This is a genomic window from Bradyrhizobium sp. ORS 375 (genome assembly GCF_000239775.1).
Lineage (GTDB): Bacteria > Pseudomonadota > Alphaproteobacteria > Rhizobiales > Xanthobacteraceae > Bradyrhizobium.
The window spans coordinates 1-19,571 of the sequence record NZ_CAFI01000338.1 but is presented as its reverse complement, the minus strand read 5'-3'; the positions used below and the strand labels follow the sequence as shown (position 1 = coordinate 19,571).

Here is a 19,571-nt window from a genome sequence, read left to right as displayed (position 1 = left end):
GCGCGATGGCGCTAGCCGTCGGCGAGATAGCCGATCCAGTTCCTGAACAGGAGCTTGGCCGCGTGGCCGGCCGCGAGATCCTGGCGAAGGGTCAGCCCGGGCAGCTCGGCCGCCAAGGTCGGATCGCGTCGCGCCTTGGCGCGCGCCTCGAACGCGTTCAGCACCGCCTCGGTCTCGGCGCTGAAATAGGATTTCGGCAGCCGCGGATAGTCGTCGCGCTGGCCGGCGAGATACCGGGCGATGTCGCGCATGTATTCACGCTGCAGCGACAGCGCGTCATATTCGGGATGGCCCTGGAAGAACACGAAGCGGCTCGGCATCGCGCGCGCGAAGATGTCGACGCCGACCTCGGCGGACCGGGTGAGAATGTCGTAGCCGCGCTCCGCCAACAGCGGCTCGTTGACGGCGTTGAGACGGGAATGTGGCACCTGCAGCGGCGCGTCGATGCCGTGGGTCAGCCAATCGTCCCGGACTTTCACGCAGTCGAAGACGCCGGAGCACTTGCTGGCGAGCCGCTGCCGCTCGACATTGTCGAGGTGCAGCACTGCGGCATGCGCCGCGAGGCAGGACCAGATCGTCGTCTTGGTGTTGGTCTTGGCCCAGTCGATGATCGAGGTGAGGTCCGGCCAATAGGGCTCATCGCGCAACCTTGCTGCGACCGGCTCGGCGCCGGTGACGATCAGGCCGTCGATCCCCAGGCCATCGAGGCGGTCGATGTCGGTGTAGGTCTGGGCGACGTGGCTGCTGGCCACAGGCGAGCGCGCGATCGACGGCAGCGAGAAGCAGTGCAGGCGGATGCGGACGTGCCACGGCGCCGATTGTTGCAGCAGCCGCGCGATCTGGACGTCGGTTGCCTTCAGCGCGCTGTCCGGCATGTTGTTGACGAGTCCGATCGTGAGCTCGATCGGGTCGCGCACGCGACGCTCGGCGCCGGCCGGCGCCAGCGCGGGGCTCGTGATCCTGCGATCTCTCTCGAACAGCAGGGTCATCAGCTTACAGCTCTACTCCGCTGCGTCCAGCTGACGCGGGCGAGGACAGGCCTGCGCCAGCGCCTGGTCGAGGTCCGCGATGATGTCGCTGATGTGCTCGATGCCGATCGACAGCCGGATCGTTTCCGGCAGCACGCCGGCCTTGCGCTGGTCGTCCGGCGGCATCTGCCGGTGCGTGGTCGAGGCCGGATGACAGGCGAGCGACTTGGCGTCGCCGATGTTGACCAGCCGCGTGATCAGCTTGAGGGCGTCGTAGAAGGCCTTGCCGGCCTCCATGCCGCCCTTGATGCCGAACGTGAACAGGGAGGAGGCGCGCCCGTCGAGATATTTCTGGACCAGCGGATAGTACGGGCTGTCCGGGAAGCCGGCGTAGTTGACCCAGGCGACGCGCGGATCGTTGCGCAGGAAGTCGGCGACCTTGCGTGCGTTCTCGACGTGACGTTCCATGCGCAGTGCTACCGTCTCGATGCCCTGCAGCAGCAGGAAGGCGTTGAACGGCGACAGCACCGCGCCCATCGTGCGCTGATAGACGCTGCGCGCGCGCTGGATATAGGCGCTGCGGCCGAAATGGTCGGCATAGACCATGCCATGATAGGACGTGTCCGGCTGGCTGAACGCCGGGAAGCGGTCGGCATGATCCTTCCAGGGGAAATTGCCGCTGTCGACCAGCATGCCGCCCAGCGTCGTCCCGTGGCCGCCGAGGAATTTGGTCAGCGAATGTACGGCGATATCGGCGCCGTAGTCGAACGGCCGCAACAGAATGGGCGTTGCGACAGTATTGTCGACGATCAGCGGTACGCCGTTGCGATGCGCGACCTTGGCCAACGCCTCGATGTCGCAGACGTTGCCGGCGGGATTGCCGATCGTCTCGGCGAACACGGCCTTGGTGTTCGCGTCGATCAGGCGTTCGATCGCGTCGGGCTGATCGCTCTCGGCAAACCGTCCGGTGATGCCCTGCCGCGGCAGGATGTGGCCGAGCAACGTATGCGTCGTGCCATAGAGCTGCGGCACCGAGACGATGTTGCCGCCGCCATCGGCAAGATTGACGAAGGCGAAATGCAGCGCAGCCTGGCCGGTGCCGACGGCGAGGGCTCCGACGCCGCCTTCGAGCTCGGCGACGCGCTTCTCCAGCACGGCCGTCGTCGGGTTCGAGATCCGGCTGTAGCGGTAGCCTTCGACTTCGAGATTGAACAGGGCGGCGCCATGATCGGCGCTGTCGAACGCATAGGCCGCGGTCTGATAGATCGGAACCGCAACGGCTTTGGTCGTGCCCTCAGGCTCATAGCCGGCGTGGATTGCAATCGTCTCGTTGCGCATCGGCGATCTCCATCCCGCTTCGCCGAACGAAGCGAGCTGCACGTAATCCGCGAGTACCGATGTTGTAGGAGCGCAGGCGTAAAGCGGTCCATAATTCGCGACAACAACGACGAAATAACCCTAACGAGATGTGGCCGATAAACCTCGAATTAACCCGGAGCCGAGGCGTGCACGAGCGACAGGATCTGACGCCCGATCAGCTCGAGAGCCGGCTTGGCCTGCGGCAGCAGCGCGCCGAGCGCGTGGAAATTGTGAACCATGCCGTCATGGCAGACATGCGCGACGGTGACGCCGGTGCCTGCGAGCCGTGCCGCATAGGCATTGCCTTCGTCGCGCATGGGATCGAATTCCGCGGTGTGGATGATCGTCGGCGGCAGGCCGGAAAGATCGGCGCGGCACAAGGGCGAGACTCGCCCATCGTGGAGGTCAGTCCCGTCTGGAAGGCAGTCAGCGAGGTCGGCCTGCCATGTAGCCGTATCGATCAGATGTCCGGTTCCAAACCGCTCGCGCGACGGCCATGTGCGCGAGAAGTCCAGTACGGGACAGATGAGGCACTGCGCCGCTATCCTGAAGCGCGCGGTGCTGCTGAGATGCTGGCAGACGGCGGTAGCGAGCGTCGCGCCGGCGGAATCGCCTCCCACTACGATCCGGTCGGGGTCGATGCCAAGCGGGCTCGCGTGATCGACGGCGAAGCAGACAGCGGCAATCGCGTCTTCGAATGCTGCCGGAAACTTGTGTTCGGGCGCGAGGCGGTAGTCGATCGAGATCAGACGGCATTTGCTGGCGGCGGCGAGCGCGGCCGCGACCCGGTCATGCGTGTCGACGCTCCCTGCCACGAGTCCGCCGCCGTGGAAGTAGACGAAGCCGGGACGGGGCACGTCGGCATCGATCGTGTCGTCGACCGGCGTGTACAGACGGTAGCGGAGCGGACCCGCCGGTCCGGAAAAGTGAGCATCCTGGCTCGTGACCGCGCCGACATCGTTGCGCGAGAACTGCATGAGCTTCGCCAGCGACTGCCGTCGCTCTTCGGGACTTGGGCGCTCCCGCCCTCCGGGCGAAGCCGCGGCCACCATCGAAAGCAGGCGCTGAGCGCGAGGGTCGAGCGGCATGAGGGGTCCAGGTTAACCAAAGTGACCGTCAGTGTGCCAGCCAAGCGTGAATCGATCATGAGCGGCGGCGGGGCAAGCAGATCCTTAAAATATCCACGCCAGAACGGCAGGATCGATCTCTGTCGAACGGGAGAGCCGCCATGAGCCACATCGCCAAGCCTGTCAGCTACTCGCAGACCTGGACATTCTTCGATGGCGACTGGCGTGAGGGCAATGCGCCGATCATGGGCGTGCGAACGCATGCGACCTGGCTGGCATCGACCGTGTTCGATGGAGCACGCGCCTTCGAAGGCGTCGCGCCGGACCTCGACCGTCACTGCGCGCGGGTCAATCAGTCTGCCGTCAATTTCCGGCTCAAGCCGGTTGTCGATGTGGAGACCTGGATGGGGTTGGCGCGTGACGGCATCGCGCGGTTCGGCGCCAAGGCGGAGCTCTACATCCGCCCGATGTATTGGGCGCAGCATGGCGCCGGCGGCGGCGTGCTGTTCGATCCGGAGACCACCAACTGGTGCCTGTGCATCTACGAGGCGCCGATGCCGCAGCCGACCGGCAATGCGATCACGCTGTCGCCGTTCCGGCGGCCGACGGCGGAATGCGCGCCGGTCGACGCCAAGGCGGCCTGCCTCTATCCAAACAATTCGCGCGCGCTGATCGAGGCCGCCTCGCGCGGCTTCAACAACTGCCTGATGCTGGACCTGCTCGGCAACGTCGCCGAGTTCGGCAATGCCAACGTGTTCATGGTCAAGGACGGCATCGTCTTCACCCCGGTGCCGAACGGCACCTTCCTCAACGGCATCACCCGGCAGCGCGTGATCGAGCTGCTGCGCGGCGACGGCGTCAGCGTGGTCGAGACAACCTTGCGCTACGAGGATTTTCTCGAAGCGGACGAGATCTTCTCATCCGGCAACTTCGCCAAGGTCGCGCCGGTCATTCGCATCGACAACAGGACGCTGCCGATCGGTCCGGTGTTCAGCCGGGCGCGGAGATTGTATTGGGACTATGCGCATGCGGTCAGGGCGGCCGCCTAGGTCAGGCGCCATAGAGCGGAAGCTCGGTGTCGCTGAGATCACCGAGCCGCGCGGGCTGCGGCCCCTTGATGTATTTGCGGCCGCGGCGCTCGGTATGGACGCCGATGAGACCGGCCACCGGTCCGTTGGCATCGATCATGACCGACACATAGCCGCGAGGCAGCAGATAGCGGCCGATCGCGCCGGCGCAGGCGATGTAGTCGGACACGCTGCGGCAATAAATCAGCTGCATCGCAGGCAATGCAAAACGTCCCTGCCTGATCCGTACCTGCTGGAAGACCAGTGGCACCGCAGCGCGTTTCAACCTGACCACCACGCTGAGGCCGCCGTACCGGGCGTGGCGGATCAGGAGGTCGGCCTCGTCCGGCGGAATTCCATCCGGAGGCGGCGCATCAGCCGCAATCCGCTCGATGCGCGCACCCGTGCCCGCGAACGACAAAGCCGGCATCGAGAAGAACAGGCCCTTGCAATAGGCGCGAAAGCCCTGCGCCTCGATGATCGGCCAGGTCTGGCGCGCGGCGCTGATGTTGACGTAGGTGACTTCGGGCCGGCGCTGGGCGATCCGGGTGAGCAAGGTGGCGTAGTTGCGGAAGGCCGGCTCGACGTACCAGCTCGACAGGTTGCACCAGATCGCGGGCCGCGAGGCGGAGCCGCGGTCGGTGTAGATCAGCAGCAGCACGCCGACAGGGCGGCCGTCATTCTCGAGCAGATAGCCGTAGCGCGGATAGCCTTCGGGCGCCGTCCGAGTCGCCTGCCGGCGCAGGCCGGCGGACCAGTAGTCGCGGGTTCGCCGCGGAAAACCGCGCGCGAGCAGATCGGCAACCGCGTCCAGATCGGGGTCTCCGATCTCGCGGCACCGGATCAGCGGCTTGAGCGCGGTCATGAGCTGTCCTGCGGAGCTCCCGGTCGCGTCAGCCGACGACGTCCGGCTGGCGCTCCAGCCGCAGCGCCTCGCGGACGCGCAACGGCCAGCGCGCCAAGTCCACGCCATGCGTATGGAACAGCGCGACGGCAAGGCGGTCCATGCCGAAGGCGACGCAGCCGGTATGCGCTGGCGCGCCGTCGGCGTCGGCGATGCCCCAGGTCGTGCCGAAATGCTCGCGGTGATAGTTGAAGCTCATGCAAGCCGTCGGCTGCTCCTCCGAGCGCAGCGGCACCAGCAGCTCGAATTTCAGCGACTGCTGCTTCTGGCTGACCGCCTTCATCTGGCCGACGCGGCCGAAGAACGGGTCGCTGGCGTGATCGACGCGGAACGACAGGCCGAGATCCCGGGCGATCGCCTGGGCCTTGGTCATCCAGCGGTCGCGGAACGCGGAGACGTCGTCGGGCGTGCCGATGCAGACATACTCCCGCATGCGGAACGATTGCAGCCGGTCGAGATGCCGCGATGGCTCGCGGCGAAAACAGTCGGCGGCGACATCGAAGCGCAGGCCGCCGACCGGCAGCGCGCCGCGGCTGGCGGCGATCGGATAGACCGGATAGCAGGCGGCCGGCGACAGCACGAGATCGGCCGGCGACAGCGACGTCGTCCAGTCGCCGCCCTTGTCGAAACGCGCAACGGCCTCGTGAATGTCGCGCTCGGTGCCGTGCAGGCCGCAGACGCAGCCGAGCAGATTAGGGAAGCTCTTCAGGTAGCCGGATTTCTCCAGCTGCGCCCGGCTCATGACCGGCGGAAAGCGCATCACTTCGGTGCCGGGTTCACGGTGACGGGTGATCAGCGCGGCGAGCTGCTCGACGACGCCTTCATACAGCGCGGTGCGCGCGTAGACGCCGTCCGCACCCATGCGGTGGAACAGGGCGTCGGTGAGATGATCGAGCGCGTCGACCGGCTGAGGGGCAATCTCGGGCGACTGCGGCAGAACGGGAATGGTCATTCTTGAAATCCTGGATGGAAGCAAAGCCTGCAATGGAGTGGATTATTCGTAGAGCGAAGCGGGCACCGCGCTCATCAGATTGGCGGTCGCGATGTTGGTCAGGATGCGGTCGTTGTTGATCATGATCGGTGCCGACAGCACGTCGCGGAGATGTCGGCCGATCGAGAACTCGCCGTCATTGCGGTAGCCGGACAGGCCGCAGGCGCGCATCGCATGCATCACGGTCTCGACCGCGAGCTCGGAGGCCTGGACCTTGAGAAGGGTGATGGTCGACTGGAAGTCGAGCGAGCCCAGCGCGCGCTCGTCATACTCGTGGGCCGCGAACGCGTCCATGGTGGTGACGATCATCGCGCGCAGCCGCGCCAGCGCCATCTTGGCCGCTGTATAGTGCGCGGCGGCCGGCGGCATCTGTCCGCCGGCGCCGCGTGCCGCCTTGCGGAGAAACTTCTGCGCCCGCTGCACCGCTGCGGCGGCGATGCCGGCCCAGGCGGACGACCAGCACAGATGCGCGAACGGGGTCATGGTCTGGGCGTGAATGCGGTCATAGGCCTCGGGGAACATCCGGTCCGACGGACAGTCCACCTTGAGCTCGAAGCCGGTCGAGCAGGTGCCGCGCATGCCGAGCGTCTCCCAGCCCTGCGTCCGCGCGATCGTGTAGTCGTCCTTGGTGAGCGCCAGCAAGACCTGATCGGACGCGGCAGCGCCGTCGGCGCGGCGGGCGATGGTGACGAGGCCGTCGGCCTCGGCGCCGTAGGAAATGACTGTAGCGTCGCGCAGCAGAGTGATGCGGTCCCCCGCGTGGCCGACGGCTGCGGCGCTGGCGCGGATGTTGCCGCCATTCTGTCCCTCGGTCGTGGACGACGCCATCAGCAGCTGCTCGGAGGCGATGCGGCGCATTAGCGATTCCATGTAGGCATTGCCGCGGCCATGGCGCACCAGGCAGGCGACCTTGGTCTGGTGCATCGCGAAGATCATGGCGCTGGACGCGCAGGCGCGGCCGAGCGCGTAGCAGACATCGGCGACGTCGTGGATCGATGCGCCGAAGCCGCCGAACTCGACGGGGATCTGCATGCCGAGCAGTTTGTGCTCGCGGGCCGCGTCAATCGCGGCCTTCGGGAAGCGGCCATGGCGGTCGACCTCCTCCGCCTCAGCCGCTGCCTGGGCGACGACCGCATTGGTGCGCTGGACAAACAGCGAGCCGCGATCGAGCAGCAGGCTCTCACCATCGTCGGAGTGGGTGCGAAGCGCGGTTCCCTGAAGTGTCATGACCGATCTGTGCTCCGGATGTTGCCTTGTTGGGAGATCGGCACGTGCATGTCGTCACGTGCATCGATGTCGTGCACTACAACGCAGGGTATGGATTTGATTCAAATGCGTCGACGAAATTCGCGGTAAACGCCGTGGAATCCCGGGGTGGGGGTTAATTCCGAGTTGTTTTGGACCGGAGAATTCTCGCCATCGCGTTAGCGTTAAAGCGAATTCACCAATGTCATGCGCGCGCCGCGTAACCCTTTCGGCAACGGAGTGCGTTACGTCTTGGCGAAGGATCGGCCGACGCGTCGGCGGATCATCCTGCCGTTGTCAGCAAGAGAGTTGGGCATGTCGAGTTTCGAAGCCGATATCAGCAAGCGGGTCGTCGCGCTGGTGCGTGACATTCTCGCGCAGAATTCGATCTCCGCCGAGGTGACGAGCGAGGCGAAGCTCGTCGACGTCGGCCTGACGTCGATGGACATGGTCAATCTGATGCTGGCGATCGAGGCGGAGTTCGACTTCACGATCCCTCAGGAGCTCATCACGCCGGAGAACTTCCAGTCGATTGCGACTCTCGAGCGTCTGGTGGCCGGTCAGCTGGCCGCGGCGAAGGCGGCCTGACCCGTCGCGGGCCTCGCCTGCGGTGACCGTCACGGTTTTCAACCCGGCTCAAAACTGGCATTCTCGTCTCCGCTGGAGATGGGGACGTCATGACGAAGGCTGTGCTTGGCATTATCGGCGGATCGGGCATCTATGATCTGCCCGGCTTGGAAGACGCGCGCGAGGAGTCGATCACGAGCCCCTGGGGCGAGCCGTCCGCGCCGCTGCGTCACGGAACCATTGCCGGACTGCCGATTGTGTTCCTGCCCCGCCACGACAAGGGGCACCGGCTGTCGCCGTCGGACATCAATTACCGCGCCAATATCGATGTGTTGAAGCGTGCAGGGGTCACAGACCTCGTGTCGCTTTCCGCCTGTGGCTCGTTCAAGGAGGACTTGCCGCCGGGCACGTTCGTGCTGGTCGATCAGTTCGTCGATCGCACTTACAAGCGCGAGAGCTCGTTCTTCGGCAAGGGCTGCGTTGCGCATGTGTCGATGGCGCATCCAGTGTCGCCGAGGCTGCGCATTCACCTGGCCGCGGCTGCGGAGGCGGAGGGGATCGCGATCGCGCGCGGCGGCACCTATGTCTGTATGGAAGGGCCGCAATTCTCGACCTATGCCGAAAGCATGACCTACAAATCGGCGGGATATTCCGTGATCGGCATGACCAACATGCCCGAGGCCAAGCTCGCACGCGAGGCCGAGATCTGCTACGCGACGGTTGCGATGGTGACCGACTTCGATTGCTGGCATCCGGACCATGATGCGGTCACGGTGCAGGACATCATCCGCGTGCTGACCACCAACGCCGACAGGGCCAAGGCGCTGGTCGCGCGGCTGGCTCGCGAGTTCCCGCGGGAGCACGAGCCTTGTCCGATCGGTTCCGACCGTGCGCTGGATACCGCCTTGATCACCGCGCCGGAGGCCCGCGACCCCGAGCTCCTGAAGAAGCTCGATGCGGTGGCGGGCCGCATTCTGCGCGGCTGACAGGAGATCGACCATGAAGGTGGACGGAAAGCATTATCGCAGCATCTGGCTCGATGCCGACGGCTGGACGGTCTGTGCCATCGATCAGCGGCGGCTGCCGCATGAGTTCGTGGCGACGAAGATCACCACCTGCGAGGAGGCGGCGGACGCGATCCGTCACATGCTGGTGCGCGGCGCGCCGCTGATCGGCGCCACCGCCGCGTTCGGCATGGCATTGGCCATGCGGGACGACCGCTCAGATCCTGGCATCGATCGCGCCTATGAGATGCTGATCGCAACGCGGCCGACCGCGATCAACCTGAAATGGGCGCTCGATACGATGAGCGCGATGCTCCGCCGGCTTGCCCCGTCGGAGCGGCGTGATGCGGCCTATGCGCGCGCGGTCGACATTGCCGGCGAGGACGTCACGATCAATCAGGGCATCGCGAGCCATGGCCTCGCTCTGATCGAGGCTGCGGCCGCGCGCAAGAAGCCCGGTGAGTCGGTGAACGTGCTGACCCATTGCAACGCCGGCTGGCTCGCGACGGTGGATTGGGGCACGGCGACCGCGCCGATCTACCTCGCGCATGATCGCGGCATTCCGGTCCATGTCTGGGTCGACGAGACGCGGCCGCGCAACCAGGGCGCCTCGCTCACCGCCTGGGAGCTCGGCCACCATGGCGTCGCTCATACGGTGATCCCGGACAATACCGGCGGCCATCTGATGCAGCATGGGATGGTCGATCTCGCCATCGTCGGCACCGACCGCGTCGCCGCCAATGGCGACGTCTGCAACAAGATCGGCACCTATCTCAAGGCGCTGGCGGCGCACGACAATGGCGTGCCGTTCTACGTGGCGTTGCCGTCGCCGACGATCGACTTCGCCGTCGCCGAGGGACGGCAGATCCCGATCGAGCAGCGCAGCGCGCAGGAGGTCACCGAGATGACCGGCCGCACCGCCGACGGCCGCATCGAAACTGTACGCATCGTGCCGCCGGGATCGCGAGTGGCGAACTACGGCTTCGATGTCACGCCGGCGCGGCTGGTGACGGGGCTGATCACCGAGCGCGGCGTGCTGCAGGCTGATGGGCCAGCGCTGGCGGCAGCGTTTCCAGAGCGGGCGAAGCAGACGAACGACTAGCACATCGGCGCCATTGCGAGCAGATCGAGCAATCCAGAGCCGCGACAGGTTTCTAAGCAAGTCGCTCCGCTCGCGCTGACAATTAGGTGAGCTTCAGCCCCGTCGCGGCCTCCAACTCGGTGATCGCCTGCGAGGCGCTGACGACCTTGATCGTGGTCATGCCCATTTCGCGCGCCGGCTTCAGGTTGACGCCGAGATCGTCGAGATAGACGCAGTCCGCCGGGCTGACGCCGAGCGCCTCGGTCATCATCTGGTAGATCCGCGGGTCCGGCTTGCGCAGGCCGATCTTGGCCGATTCGATCACGTGATCGAACAGTGCCATCACCTCGGCGACGTAGAACGAGCGGCCGCCCTGGCTGCCGATCGCATTGGCCGGCAGATTGTTGGTGATGCAGCCCGTCTTGCATTCAGACTTGATGCGGCGCAGAGCCTCGACCATGTCAGGGCGAAGGTCGCCTGCGAGCAGCGGTAGCACCTCGCGACCGCTGACGGCAGCGCGGCCGAGCGCCAGGGACTCCTCCGCGAACAGCCGGTCGAACGTGTCGAGGTCGATCTCGGCGCGTTCGAACTTGGCCCAGGCGTTCTCGAGATGATTGGAGGCGTTGGTGTTGCGGATGATGTCGACGGGATAGCCGCGCTCCTTCTCGAAGCGCGCGAAAGCCTCGAACGGCGAGGTCGTCATCACGCCACCGAAATCAAAGATCACCGCCTCGACCATGACCGTCTTGTTCCTCGTCCGATCCGATGACCATCGCTAACACGGGACGCCACAGTTGGCGACCCACACGGCAGATCACTTGGCGATATCAGTTTCTGCGGCTATTGCTGCCGTCATGAAGCTGCTCCTCCCGATCTCCGTCGCCGCGCTGCTCGCCGCTTCGCCGGCTGTTGCGATCGTCGGCAACGCGCCGGGGGTGACCGACGGTATCGGACGCTCCGTGGTGACGATCGTCGGCTCGCGCGGCAATTTCTGCAGCGGCGCCTTGATCGCTCCGAAGCTGGTGCTGACGGCGGGTCATTGCGTGCAGCCGGGGCTCGATTACCGTATCGTGGAATACGATCGCGACCGCAAGCCGGTGTTGAAGACGGTCCGGCGGGTGGCGGTCCATCCGAGCTTCAGCATGCAATCCATCCTGATCCATCGCGCCACCGCCGATGTTGCGCTGCTGGAATTGGAAGCGCCAGCGAAGGAGCGCGCACCGGCCGCGCTCGGTGTGCCGCAGCCGCCGCTCGCGGCCGGCAACGCCTTTACCATCGCCGGGATCGGTGTCGCGCTCCCGGGTGATGGCAAGAGCGGCGGTGTCGTGCGCGCAGCTTCGCTGGTTGCGACCGGCAAGCCGGGGACATTGCAGATCCGGCTCGTCGATCCCGCGACGCAGGGAGCGAAGCCCGGCCTCGGCGGCTGCACCGGCGATTCCGGCGGACCTGCGTTCGAGACGCAGGCGCAAGGCGAGGTGCTGATCGGCGTCATCTCGTGGTCGACGGGGCCCAATCTCGGTGACGGCTGCGGCGGCATGACCGGCGTGACGCCGCTGACGCTCTATCGCGACTGGGTCGTGCAAACCGCGCGGCAATGGGGCATGCCGCTCGGCGGAAATTGAGATCGTTCAGGGCTGCATTGTGGCTCGCTGTCGCGGGTTGACCGTCGTCGTGATCAGGTTCAGCCTGTCGCGCGAGGAAACAACATCAAGCAAGAGCCCAGGGACCCATGAACGTCATTGCGCCCATCCGGGAGGCTGCGTCCTCTCAGGCGACCGAACATGTCGACGTGCTGATCGTCGGCGCCGGCATCTCCGGCATCGGCAGCGCCTATCAGCTCACCAAGCAGATGCCCGACACGCGCTTCGTGATCCTGGAGAGCCAGGACAGCTTCGGCGGCACCTGGCGGACGCATCGCTATCCCGGCATCCGCTCCGACAGCGATCTGCACACCTTCGGCTACAGCTTCAAGCCATGGGTCGGGCCGCCGATCGCGACCGCGGACGAAATCCTCAAATACATGGGCGACGTGATCGAGGAGAACGATCTCGGTCGTCACATCCGCTATGGCCATCGCATTCTCTCGGCGAGCTGGTCGAGCGCAACTAATCTCTGGACCGTCCACGCGGTGAAGGGCCCGGGCGAAGAGCCCGTCACAATCACGGCGAACTTCCTCTGGATGTGCCAGGGCTACTATCGCCATTCCAAAGGCTACACGCCGGAGTGGCCTGACATGGCCAAGTTCAAGGGGCGCATCGTGCATCCGCAGCTGTGGCCCGAGGATCTTGATCTCACCGACAAGCAGGTGGTGGTCATCGGCTCCGGGGCCACGGCGGCGACGATCCTGCCGTCGATTGCCGGCAAATGCGCCCATGTCACCATGCTGCAGCGCTCGCCGACCTATTTCCGCATCGGCCGCAACGCCATCGAGATCGCCGAGGAGCTGCGCCGTCTGCAGATCAAGGAGGAATGGATTCACGAGATCGTCCGGCGCAAGATCCTGTTCGAGCAGGACTGGTTCACCAAGCGCTGCCTGACCGAGCCCGAGCAGGTGAAGAAGGAGCTGATCGGCCAGATCAGCGCCATTATCGGTCCCGACTACGCAGCCAAGCACTTCACGCCGAGCTATCGGCCGTGGCGGCAGCGCATCGCCTTCGTGCCGGATGCCGACCTGTTCGAGGGCATCAAGAGCGGCAAGGCGTCGGTTGTCACTGATGAGATCGAGCGCTTTACAGAGAATGGCATCAAGCTCAAGTCCGGCGATGAATTGAAGGCCGATATCATCGTCACCGCGACCGGATTCGATCTCTGCGTGCTCGGCGACATCGCGTTCACGATCGACGGCAAGCCGCTCGATTTCGCCGACACCGTCACCTATCGCGGCATGATGTTCACCGGCGTGCCAAACCTCGCGTGGGTGTTCGGCTATTTCCGCGCCAGCTGGACCTTGCGGACGGACCTGGTCGCGGACTTCGTCTGCCGGCTGCTCGCGCATATGAAGGTGAAGGGCGTCGAGAAGGTCACGCCCCAGCTGCGCCCCGAAGATCACAATATGCCACTGCTGCCTTGGATCGATCCAGAGAACTTCAACCCCGGCTACATGATGCGCAACATGCATCTCCTGCCCAAGCGCGGCGACAAGCCGGAATGGCAGCACAGCCAGGATTACTGGAGCGAGAAGGACCAGATCCCCGCGATCGACCTGGACGATCCGGCGTTCGTTTATGGGTGAGTACTGACGTTTGGAAGCGGCGCTGCTGCTCCACTGACGGTGTCATCCCCGCGAAAGCGGGGATCCATAGCCACAGGCGGGTGTGTTGGGCACGACGCCAGCTAACATCCTGCCACAAGACAGATCACGCGGTATGGGTCCCGGGTCGGCGCCCGCCAACGCTGCGCGTCGACGGGCTTGCCCGGGACGACAGCGAGTTTCACTCCGCACTGCCGAGTGCGCCGCTCGCCTCAGCTCTCCCGTCGCGCCACCCCGGTCGCAATGGCAGCGGCGGCAGTCCGGTTCTCGACGCCGAGCTTGGCGTAGATCTGCTCCAGATGCTTGTCGACAGTGCGCGGGCTCAGCCCAAGGATCTGCGCAATGTCGCGGTTGGTCTTGCCTTTGGATAGCCAGGACAGCACTTCGCTTTCGCGCGTGGTGAGGCCGAACTCGCTGGAGAACTGCTTGGGCAGTTCGCCCGTGGCCTCCTTGGCGAGCCGCAGCAGGAACTCGTTCGGGCCGGCGCCGCCCATGTAGTACAGGCGCAACTCCGGATGATCAGGGAGCGAGGCCGCGGCCTTGGCGCCGCCCTTGCCGTTCTGCGCCTGGTCCAGCCAGTGCCGCAGGGCGTCCGGCAGCACCAGCTCCTCGGTCGCTCCGAAGCTGTCGGACAGCAGCTTCTGCGCCTGCGGCGTGGCCCACATCAGCCGTCCCTCGCGGTTGACCGCGAGCAGGAAGCGGCCGGAGACGTCGAGCGCAGCGCGGGCGCTCTGCGTCATCCGTGCGTTGGCAAGATGCACGCGGATACGCGCCAGCATTTCCGAGACCGCGATCGGCTTGGTGACGTAGTCGACGCCGCCGGCCTCCAAACCCTGCACGATGTGCTCGGTGTCGGCGAGGCCGGTCATGAAGATCACGGGGACGTTGGAGAGCCCCGCCTCGCGCTTCAGCTTGCGGCAGGTCTCGAAACCGTCCATGCCGGGCATGACGGCGTCGAGCAGGATGATGTCAGGCGTGATCTGGTCGACGATGCGCATCGCGGCGGCGCCGTCGAGCGCGACCATGACGGTCATGCCGGCGCCATCCAGCGCGTCAGTGAGCAGCCGGAGCGTCTCCGGCGAGTCGTCGACGACCAGCGCCACATCGCGCTTTTTGCTGTCAGTGTTCATAGGCGTGCAGGGTCTTCAGAGTGGCCATGTACTGATCGAGATCGAAGCGATCGATCAACATGCGCATCTGGGCTACGAATGCGGCGTGCTCTGGGTGCGCACCGCCGATCTCGTCGAGCTTGAGCTGAATGGCCCGGATATAGCCGATCTGGCCGAGCGCCATCAGCTCCTCGATGAATTTCAGCGGCGGCCGCGAGCCGCTGTCCGGGCGCCAGCGCGGCTGGACGACGGCATGCTCGGTCTGATAGCTCCATTCGAGCTTGAGCAATTGACGGATCGCTTCGAGCAGCCGGGGAATGTCGATCGGCTTCATCAGATAGCTGTCGTGGAACGGCTGGGCCAATGGTCGGCCATGCGCCTCGAGCGCACTCGCCGAGGTCATCAAAATGCGGGCTTGATGGTGGCCGCTGCTGCGCAAGGTCTCGGCCACCGTCCAGCCGTCCATCCCCGGCATCGAGATGTCCAGGATGAACAGGTCCGGCTGACAGTGCTGTGCCAGCGCCAGGCACGCCGGGCCATCCGGCGCGCTGAGCAGAATGAAGCCCAGCGGCGTCAGCACCTCACGCAGAAGGTCGCGATGCACCGGATCATCGTCGGTGACAAGGATGGTCTTGCGCGGCCCGAGATAGCCTGCGACCGGCGCCTTGACCGGCGGGTGTCGCGTCGGGTTGGTGACTTCGGAGAGCAGGATCTTCACCTTGAACGTGCTGCCGGTCCCGACCTTGCTCTCGACCTTGATGTCGCCGCCCATCACGCCCGCAAGCAGCCGGCTGATCGTCAGGCCCAGTCCGGTGCCGGTCTGCGGCTGCGCGGCGCCCAGCGCCCCGCGCTCGAACGGAGCGAAGATGCGCTCGAGGTCATCGGGCTGGATGCCAGGGCCGGTATCGATCACCTCGAACTCGGCGACAGGGCTGCGATAATGCACGACGAACTGGACGCTGCCCTCCTGGGTGAACTTGATCGCATTCGAGAGCAGGTTGATCAGGATCTGCCGCAACCGCTTCTCGTCGGCATAGACCACCAGCGGCAGCACGGCCGGCCGCTTGAATACGAAGTCGACGCCCTTTGCCGCAGCCTGCAGCCGGAACATTCCGACGAGCTGGTCGAGGAATTCGCTCAGGCGAACCTCGTCGCGCGACAGATACAGCCGCCCGGCCTCGATCTTGGAGATGTCGAGAATGCCGTCGATGAGACCGGACAGATGGTCGGCGCTGCGGCGAACGACCCGCACCTGATCCTTTGGCTTCGGCGCGAGACTCGTATCCTGCTCGAGCAGCTGCGCATAGCCGGAGATCGCGTTGAGCGGGGACCGCAGCTCGTGGCTGAGGCCGACGACATACCGGCTCTTGGCGAGGTTGGCGGACTCCGCGACCTCCTTGGCGCGCTGCAGCTCGGCATCGGTACGCTTGTGCGCCTCGATCTCCTGGATGAGCAGGTGAGTCTGTCGGCGTGTCTCGGCCTCCGCGGCCCGACGGCTCTGCTGGGCCAGAACGAACAGCCAGGTGACCACGCCGATGATGATCGAGAGGGCGAAGAACACCTTCCACAGCACATCGGAGATGATGCCTCTGTAGCCCGGCAGTGCTGCGGATGTTTCGAGATAGATCATGCCGAGCGTCAGCGCGACGAGCCCTGCGGAAGTGAGAAACACGCCGACATAGTGCCCGAGCTGCGAGTTGATCTTGGCCAGCACGGCTTCGGGCAACATGCCGCTGAGTGCGGCAGACACCTGGGCCTGCGCCCGCGCATGCGGCTTGCAGAGATCATGACACCGCGCATCGAGCGAGCAGCACAGCGAGCAGATCGGACCGGCATAAGCAGGGCAGGAGGCGGTATCCTCCGGCTCGAAATGATGCTCACAGATGCAGCATTGGATCTGCTCGATGTTCTGCCAGCTGCGTTTCGGCTTGCGCGCCAGATAGTATTTGCCGTCGGTGAGATAAGCGATCGCCGGCGCGGTGACCAGCGCCACGCCGAGCGCGACGAAGGTCGAAAGCGCCTTGCCGGTCGGTCCGAACAGCCCATAGAACGCGCTGATCGAGACGATGGTGGCGATCGTCATCGCGCCGACGCCGACCGGGTTGATGTCGTAGAGATGGGCGCGCTTGAACTCCATCTGCGGCGGGCGCAGGCCGAGCGGCTTGTTGATCACGAGGTCCGCGACCAGCGCGCCGACCCAGGAGATCGCGATGTTGGAATACAGCGCCAGCGTCTGCTCCAACGCCTTGTAGACGCCGATCTCCATCAACAGCAGCGCGACCACGACGTTAAACACCAGCCAGACGACGCGGCCGGGATGGCTGTGTGTCAGCCGGGAGAAGAAATTCGACCAGGCGATCGAGCCGGCATAGGCATTGGTGACGTTGATCTTGATCTGCGACAGGATCACGAAGGTGCCGGTCAAGGCCAGCGCCAGGTCGGGCCGCGCCAGCACGTAGCGGAACGCCTCCAGATACATGTGCGCCGGCTCCGCCGCGTGGTCGGCCGAGACGCCGTGGCTCAGGGCGAAGAATGCGAGGAATGATCCCGCCAGCAGCTTGAGCGCGCCAAGTACGATCCAGCCCGGACCCGCGGACAACAGCGCGATCCACCAGGAGAGCTTCGACGTGCGGCGGTCGCGCGGCAGGAAGCGCAGGAAGTCGACCTGCTCGCCGATCTGGGCAACCAGCGAGAATACGACGGCCGCAGCGGTGCCGAACAGCGCGAGATCGAGGTGACCCATCGGGTCGCCATGCTCGCCAGGAAACTGTTGCCACTCGGCGAAGGAGTGCGGGCTCGCATAGGCGATCGCAGCGAAGGGCATGATGTGCAGCACGACCCAGAGCGGCTGTGTCCACAACTGAAAGCGGCTGATCAGCGTGATGCCGTAGGTGACCAGCGGAATGATCACGACGGCGCTGATCAAATAGCCGATCGGGCGCGGGATCCCGAAGCACATCTCCAGCGCGGAGGCCAGGATGACCGCCTCGATGGCAAAGAAGATGAAGGTGAACGACGCATAGATCAGCGACGTGACCGTGGAGCCGATGTAGCCGAAGCCGGCGCCGCGCGTCAGCAGGTCGATGTCGATGCCGCATTTGGCCGCGTAATAGGCGATCGGCAATCCGCAGCAGAAGATGATGATGCTGGCGACCAGGATCGCGGCGGTGGCGTTGGTCACGCCGTAGTTCAATGTGATGGTGCCGCCGATTGCCTCCAACGCCAGGAACGAGATCGCGCCGAGCGCGGTATTGGCGACCCGGGCGGCGGACCAGCGCCGGGCGCTCTTGGCGGTGAAACGGAGTGCGTAGTCCTCCAACGTCTGGTTGGCGACCCACTGGTTGTATTGGCGCCTGACGCGGTCGATCCGCTGCCGCCCTGCCACTCTCAAAACTCCCCACGCGAAGCGCCCGCCCGCACCGTCCTGCCCCTCGCAGGATCTGCGTAGAGCCTACGTCGCGCTTTTGCGGTGCAGTATACGCAATCTTGCGTATCCGTGCAGTGCACAAAGCGCGCCATCCTTCGCCTGACCCAAAGCGTGTCCTCGAACCAATGAATGGGGTGCTCATGTCAGACGAAACTGAAAAAGGCCTGAAGTCGCCACTTCGGCGCCAATTGCTGATGGGAATGGCCGCAATCCCGGCACTCGCCATGATGCCGCGGCCGTCCTTCGGCGCCGGTCCCGCAACCTCTGCTGTCAACACCACCGGCCTTGCAGTCACCGATAGCGAAGTGACCGTCGGCATTCTGCATTCGGTCACCGGCACCATGGCGATCTCGGAGACCGGCTCGGTGCAGGCCGAGAAGCTCGCGATCGAGCAGATCAACGCCGCCGGCGGCGTGCTCGGCCGCAAGATCAAGTACATCCAGGAGGACGGCGCCTCGGACTGGCCGACCTTCGCCGAAAAGGCCAAGAAGCTGCTCGTCAACGACAAGTGCGCAGCCGTCATGGGCTGCTGGACCTCGGCCTCGCGCAAGGCGGTGCTGCCGGTGTTCGAGCAGTACAACGGCATGCTGTACTATCCGACCTTCTACGAAGGCCTCGAGCAGTCCAAGAACGTCATCTATACCGGCCAGGAAGCCACGCAGCAGATCATCGCCGGCCTCGACTGGGTCAACAAGACCAAGGGCGCGAAGACGTTCTACCTGCTCGGCTCCGACTACATCTGGCCGCGCACCTCGAACAAGATCGCCCGCAAGCACATCGAGGGCCATCTGCAGGGCGCCAAGGTCGTCGGCGAGGAGTACTTCCCGCTCGGCCACACCCAGTTCAACTCGGTCATCAACAAGATCAAGCTGACCAAGCCGGACGTGATCTACGCAATCATCGTCGGCGGCTCCAACGTCGCCTTCTACAAGCAGCTCAAGGCGGCTGGCATCGACATGTCGAAGCAGACCTTGCTGACCATCTCCGTGACCGAGGATGAGATCGACGGCATCGGCGGTGAGAACATCGCAGGCGCCTATGCCTGCATGAAGTACTTCCAGTCGCTCGACAATCCCAACAACAAGGCCTTCGTCTCCGCGTTCAAGAAGATGTGGGGCGAGAAGACCGTGATCGGCGACGTCACCCAGGCCGCCTATCTCGGCCCGTGGCTTTGGAAGCTGACCGTCGAGAAGGCCGGCAGCTTCGACATCGACAAGATCGCAGCGGCTTCGCCCGGCATCGAGTTCAAGGGCGCGCCGGAAGGATACGTGCGGATCCACGAGAACCATCATCTCTGGTCCAAGACCCGCGTCGGCCGCGCCAAGGCGGATGGTCAGTACGAGCTGATCTACGAGACCGCCGATCTCGTCGAGCCCGATCCGTTCCCGAAGGGCTACCAGTAAGGTCGCTCTGAGGCCTCATCTTGATGAGCTGATGAGGCGATCCCGCCGCCGCACAGCAAGTGCGCTCCCTCCCCCCTTGTGGGGGAGGGTTGGGGAGGGGGGTACCCCACCCACAGCTCGTCGTGTGGA

Annotated in this window: 16 protein-coding genes; 7 read left to right on the top strand and 9 right to left on the bottom strand. The window is 65.1% G+C overall.

From position 1 onward, the window contains the following. Positions 1-11: 11 nt before the first annotated feature. The 3 genes from metA to BRAO375_RS24280 all read right to left on the bottom strand — a co-directional run bounded on the left by metA (position 12) and on the right by BRAO375_RS24280 (position 3,415). The gene (gene metA, locus BRAO375_RS24290) at positions 12-989 is read right to left on the bottom strand and encodes a homoserine O-succinyltransferase MetA (RefSeq protein ID WP_009030102.1); all 978 of its coding nucleotides are present in this window, start codon (positions 987-989) and stop codon (positions 12-14) included. 12 nt (positions 990-1,001) lie between these two features. Further along, positions 1,002-2,306 carry an O-acetylhomoserine aminocarboxypropyltransferase/cysteine synthase family protein gene (locus tag BRAO375_RS24285; protein ID WP_009030101.1) on the bottom strand — a complete coding sequence of 435 codons (1,305 nt, stop codon included), beginning with the start codon at positions 2,304-2,306 and terminating at the stop codon, positions 1,002-1,004. 149 nt (positions 2,307-2,455) lie between these two features. Then, on the bottom strand, positions 2,456-3,415 hold the full coding sequence (locus BRAO375_RS24280) for an alpha/beta hydrolase (RefSeq protein ID WP_009030100.1): 960 nt from the start codon (positions 3,413-3,415) through the stop codon (positions 2,456-2,458). Between the two features lie 140 nt (positions 3,416-3,555). Here BRAO375_RS24280 and BRAO375_RS24275 point away from each other — a divergent pair, with 140 nt between their 5' ends. Then, positions 3,556-4,443 carry a branched-chain amino acid aminotransferase gene (locus BRAO375_RS24275; RefSeq protein ID WP_009030099.1) on the top strand — a complete coding sequence of 296 codons (888 nt, stop codon included), beginning with the start codon at positions 3,556-3,558 and terminating at the stop codon, positions 4,441-4,443. 1 nt (position 4,444) lies between these two features. Here BRAO375_RS24275 and BRAO375_RS24270 read toward each other — a convergent pair whose 3' ends face one another. The 3 genes from BRAO375_RS24270 to BRAO375_RS24260 are packed head-to-tail and all read right to left on the bottom strand — an operon-like array spanning position 4,445 to position 7,583. After that, on the bottom strand, positions 4,445-5,326 hold the full coding sequence (locus BRAO375_RS24270; RefSeq protein ID WP_009030098.1) for a hypothetical protein: 882 nt from the start codon (positions 5,324-5,326) through the stop codon (positions 4,445-4,447). A gap of 28 nt (positions 5,327-5,354) precedes the next feature. After that, a complete protein-coding gene (locus BRAO375_RS24265) occupies positions 5,355-6,317 on the bottom strand; it encodes an amino acid--[acyl-carrier-protein] ligase (RefSeq protein WP_009030097.1) in 963 nt (320 codons plus the stop codon). Between the two features lie 42 nt (positions 6,318-6,359). Next, positions 6,360-7,583 carry an acyl-CoA dehydrogenase family protein gene (locus BRAO375_RS24260; protein WP_009030096.1) on the bottom strand — a complete coding sequence of 408 codons (1,224 nt, stop codon included), beginning with the start codon at positions 7,581-7,583 and terminating at the stop codon, positions 6,360-6,362. Positions 7,584-7,916: 333 nt separating this feature from the next. On the opposite strand from BRAO375_RS24260, the gene BRAO375_RS24255 reads away from it, so the two are divergent. The 3 genes from BRAO375_RS24255 (at position 7,917) to mtnA (ending at position 10,274) form a co-directional block, all read left to right on the top strand. Continuing rightward, positions 7,917-8,189 (top strand): phosphopantetheine-binding protein, encoded by a 273-nt coding sequence (locus BRAO375_RS24255; RefSeq protein ID WP_009030095.1) that lies wholly within the window; start codon positions 7,917-7,919, stop codon positions 8,187-8,189. 89 nt (positions 8,190-8,278) lie between these two features. Continuing rightward, positions 8,279-9,154 (top strand): S-methyl-5'-thioadenosine phosphorylase, encoded by an 876-nt coding sequence (locus BRAO375_RS24250; protein WP_009030094.1) that lies wholly within the window; start codon positions 8,279-8,281, stop codon positions 9,152-9,154. Between the two features lie 13 nt (positions 9,155-9,167). Continuing rightward, positions 9,168-10,274 (top strand): S-methyl-5-thioribose-1-phosphate isomerase, encoded by a 1,107-nt coding sequence (mtnA, locus tag BRAO375_RS24245; RefSeq protein ID WP_009030093.1) that lies wholly within the window; start codon positions 9,168-9,170, stop codon positions 10,272-10,274. An 82-nt stretch (positions 10,275-10,356) separates the two neighbouring features. On the opposite strand, the gene BRAO375_RS24240 is transcribed toward mtnA, so the two are convergent. Beyond that, complete coding sequence (locus BRAO375_RS24240) at positions 10,357-10,992, bottom strand: HAD-IA family hydrolase (RefSeq protein ID WP_009030092.1); 636 nt, start codon at positions 10,990-10,992, stop codon at positions 10,357-10,359. A 115-nt stretch (positions 10,993-11,107) separates the two neighbouring features. Between BRAO375_RS24240 and BRAO375_RS24235 the strand changes: the two genes are divergently transcribed. Both BRAO375_RS24235 and BRAO375_RS24230 read left to right on the top strand, forming a co-directional pair. After that, positions 11,108-11,875 (top strand): S1 family peptidase, encoded by a 768-nt coding sequence (locus tag BRAO375_RS24235; RefSeq protein WP_035641923.1) that lies wholly within the window; start codon positions 11,108-11,110, stop codon positions 11,873-11,875. A 107-nt stretch (positions 11,876-11,982) separates the two neighbouring features. Further along, positions 11,983-13,485, top strand: coding sequence for a flavin-containing monooxygenase (locus BRAO375_RS24230; RefSeq protein ID WP_009030090.1), 1,503 nt, complete (start codon positions 11,983-11,985; stop codon positions 13,483-13,485). 230 nt (positions 13,486-13,715) lie between these two features. Here BRAO375_RS24230 and BRAO375_RS24225 read toward each other — a convergent pair whose 3' ends face one another. Together BRAO375_RS24225 and BRAO375_RS24220 are read right to left on the bottom strand one after the other, a co-directional pair. Next, a complete protein-coding gene (locus tag BRAO375_RS24225) occupies positions 13,716-14,633 on the bottom strand; it encodes a response regulator (RefSeq protein WP_009030089.1) in 918 nt (305 codons plus the stop codon). Further along, a complete protein-coding gene (locus BRAO375_RS24220; RefSeq protein ID WP_009030088.1) occupies positions 14,623-17,997 on the bottom strand; it encodes a hybrid sensor histidine kinase/response regulator in 3,375 nt (1,124 codons plus the stop codon). The genes BRAO375_RS24225 and BRAO375_RS24220 overlap by 11 nt, the downstream gene beginning before the upstream one ends. Positions 17,998-18,179: 182 nt before the next feature. Between BRAO375_RS24220 and urtA the strand changes: the two genes are divergently transcribed. Then, positions 18,180-19,442, top strand: coding sequence for an urea ABC transporter substrate-binding protein (urtA, locus tag BRAO375_RS24215; RefSeq protein WP_035641928.1), 1,263 nt, complete (start codon positions 18,180-18,182; stop codon positions 19,440-19,442). The last annotated feature ends 129 nt before the right edge of the window (positions 19,443-19,571 follow it).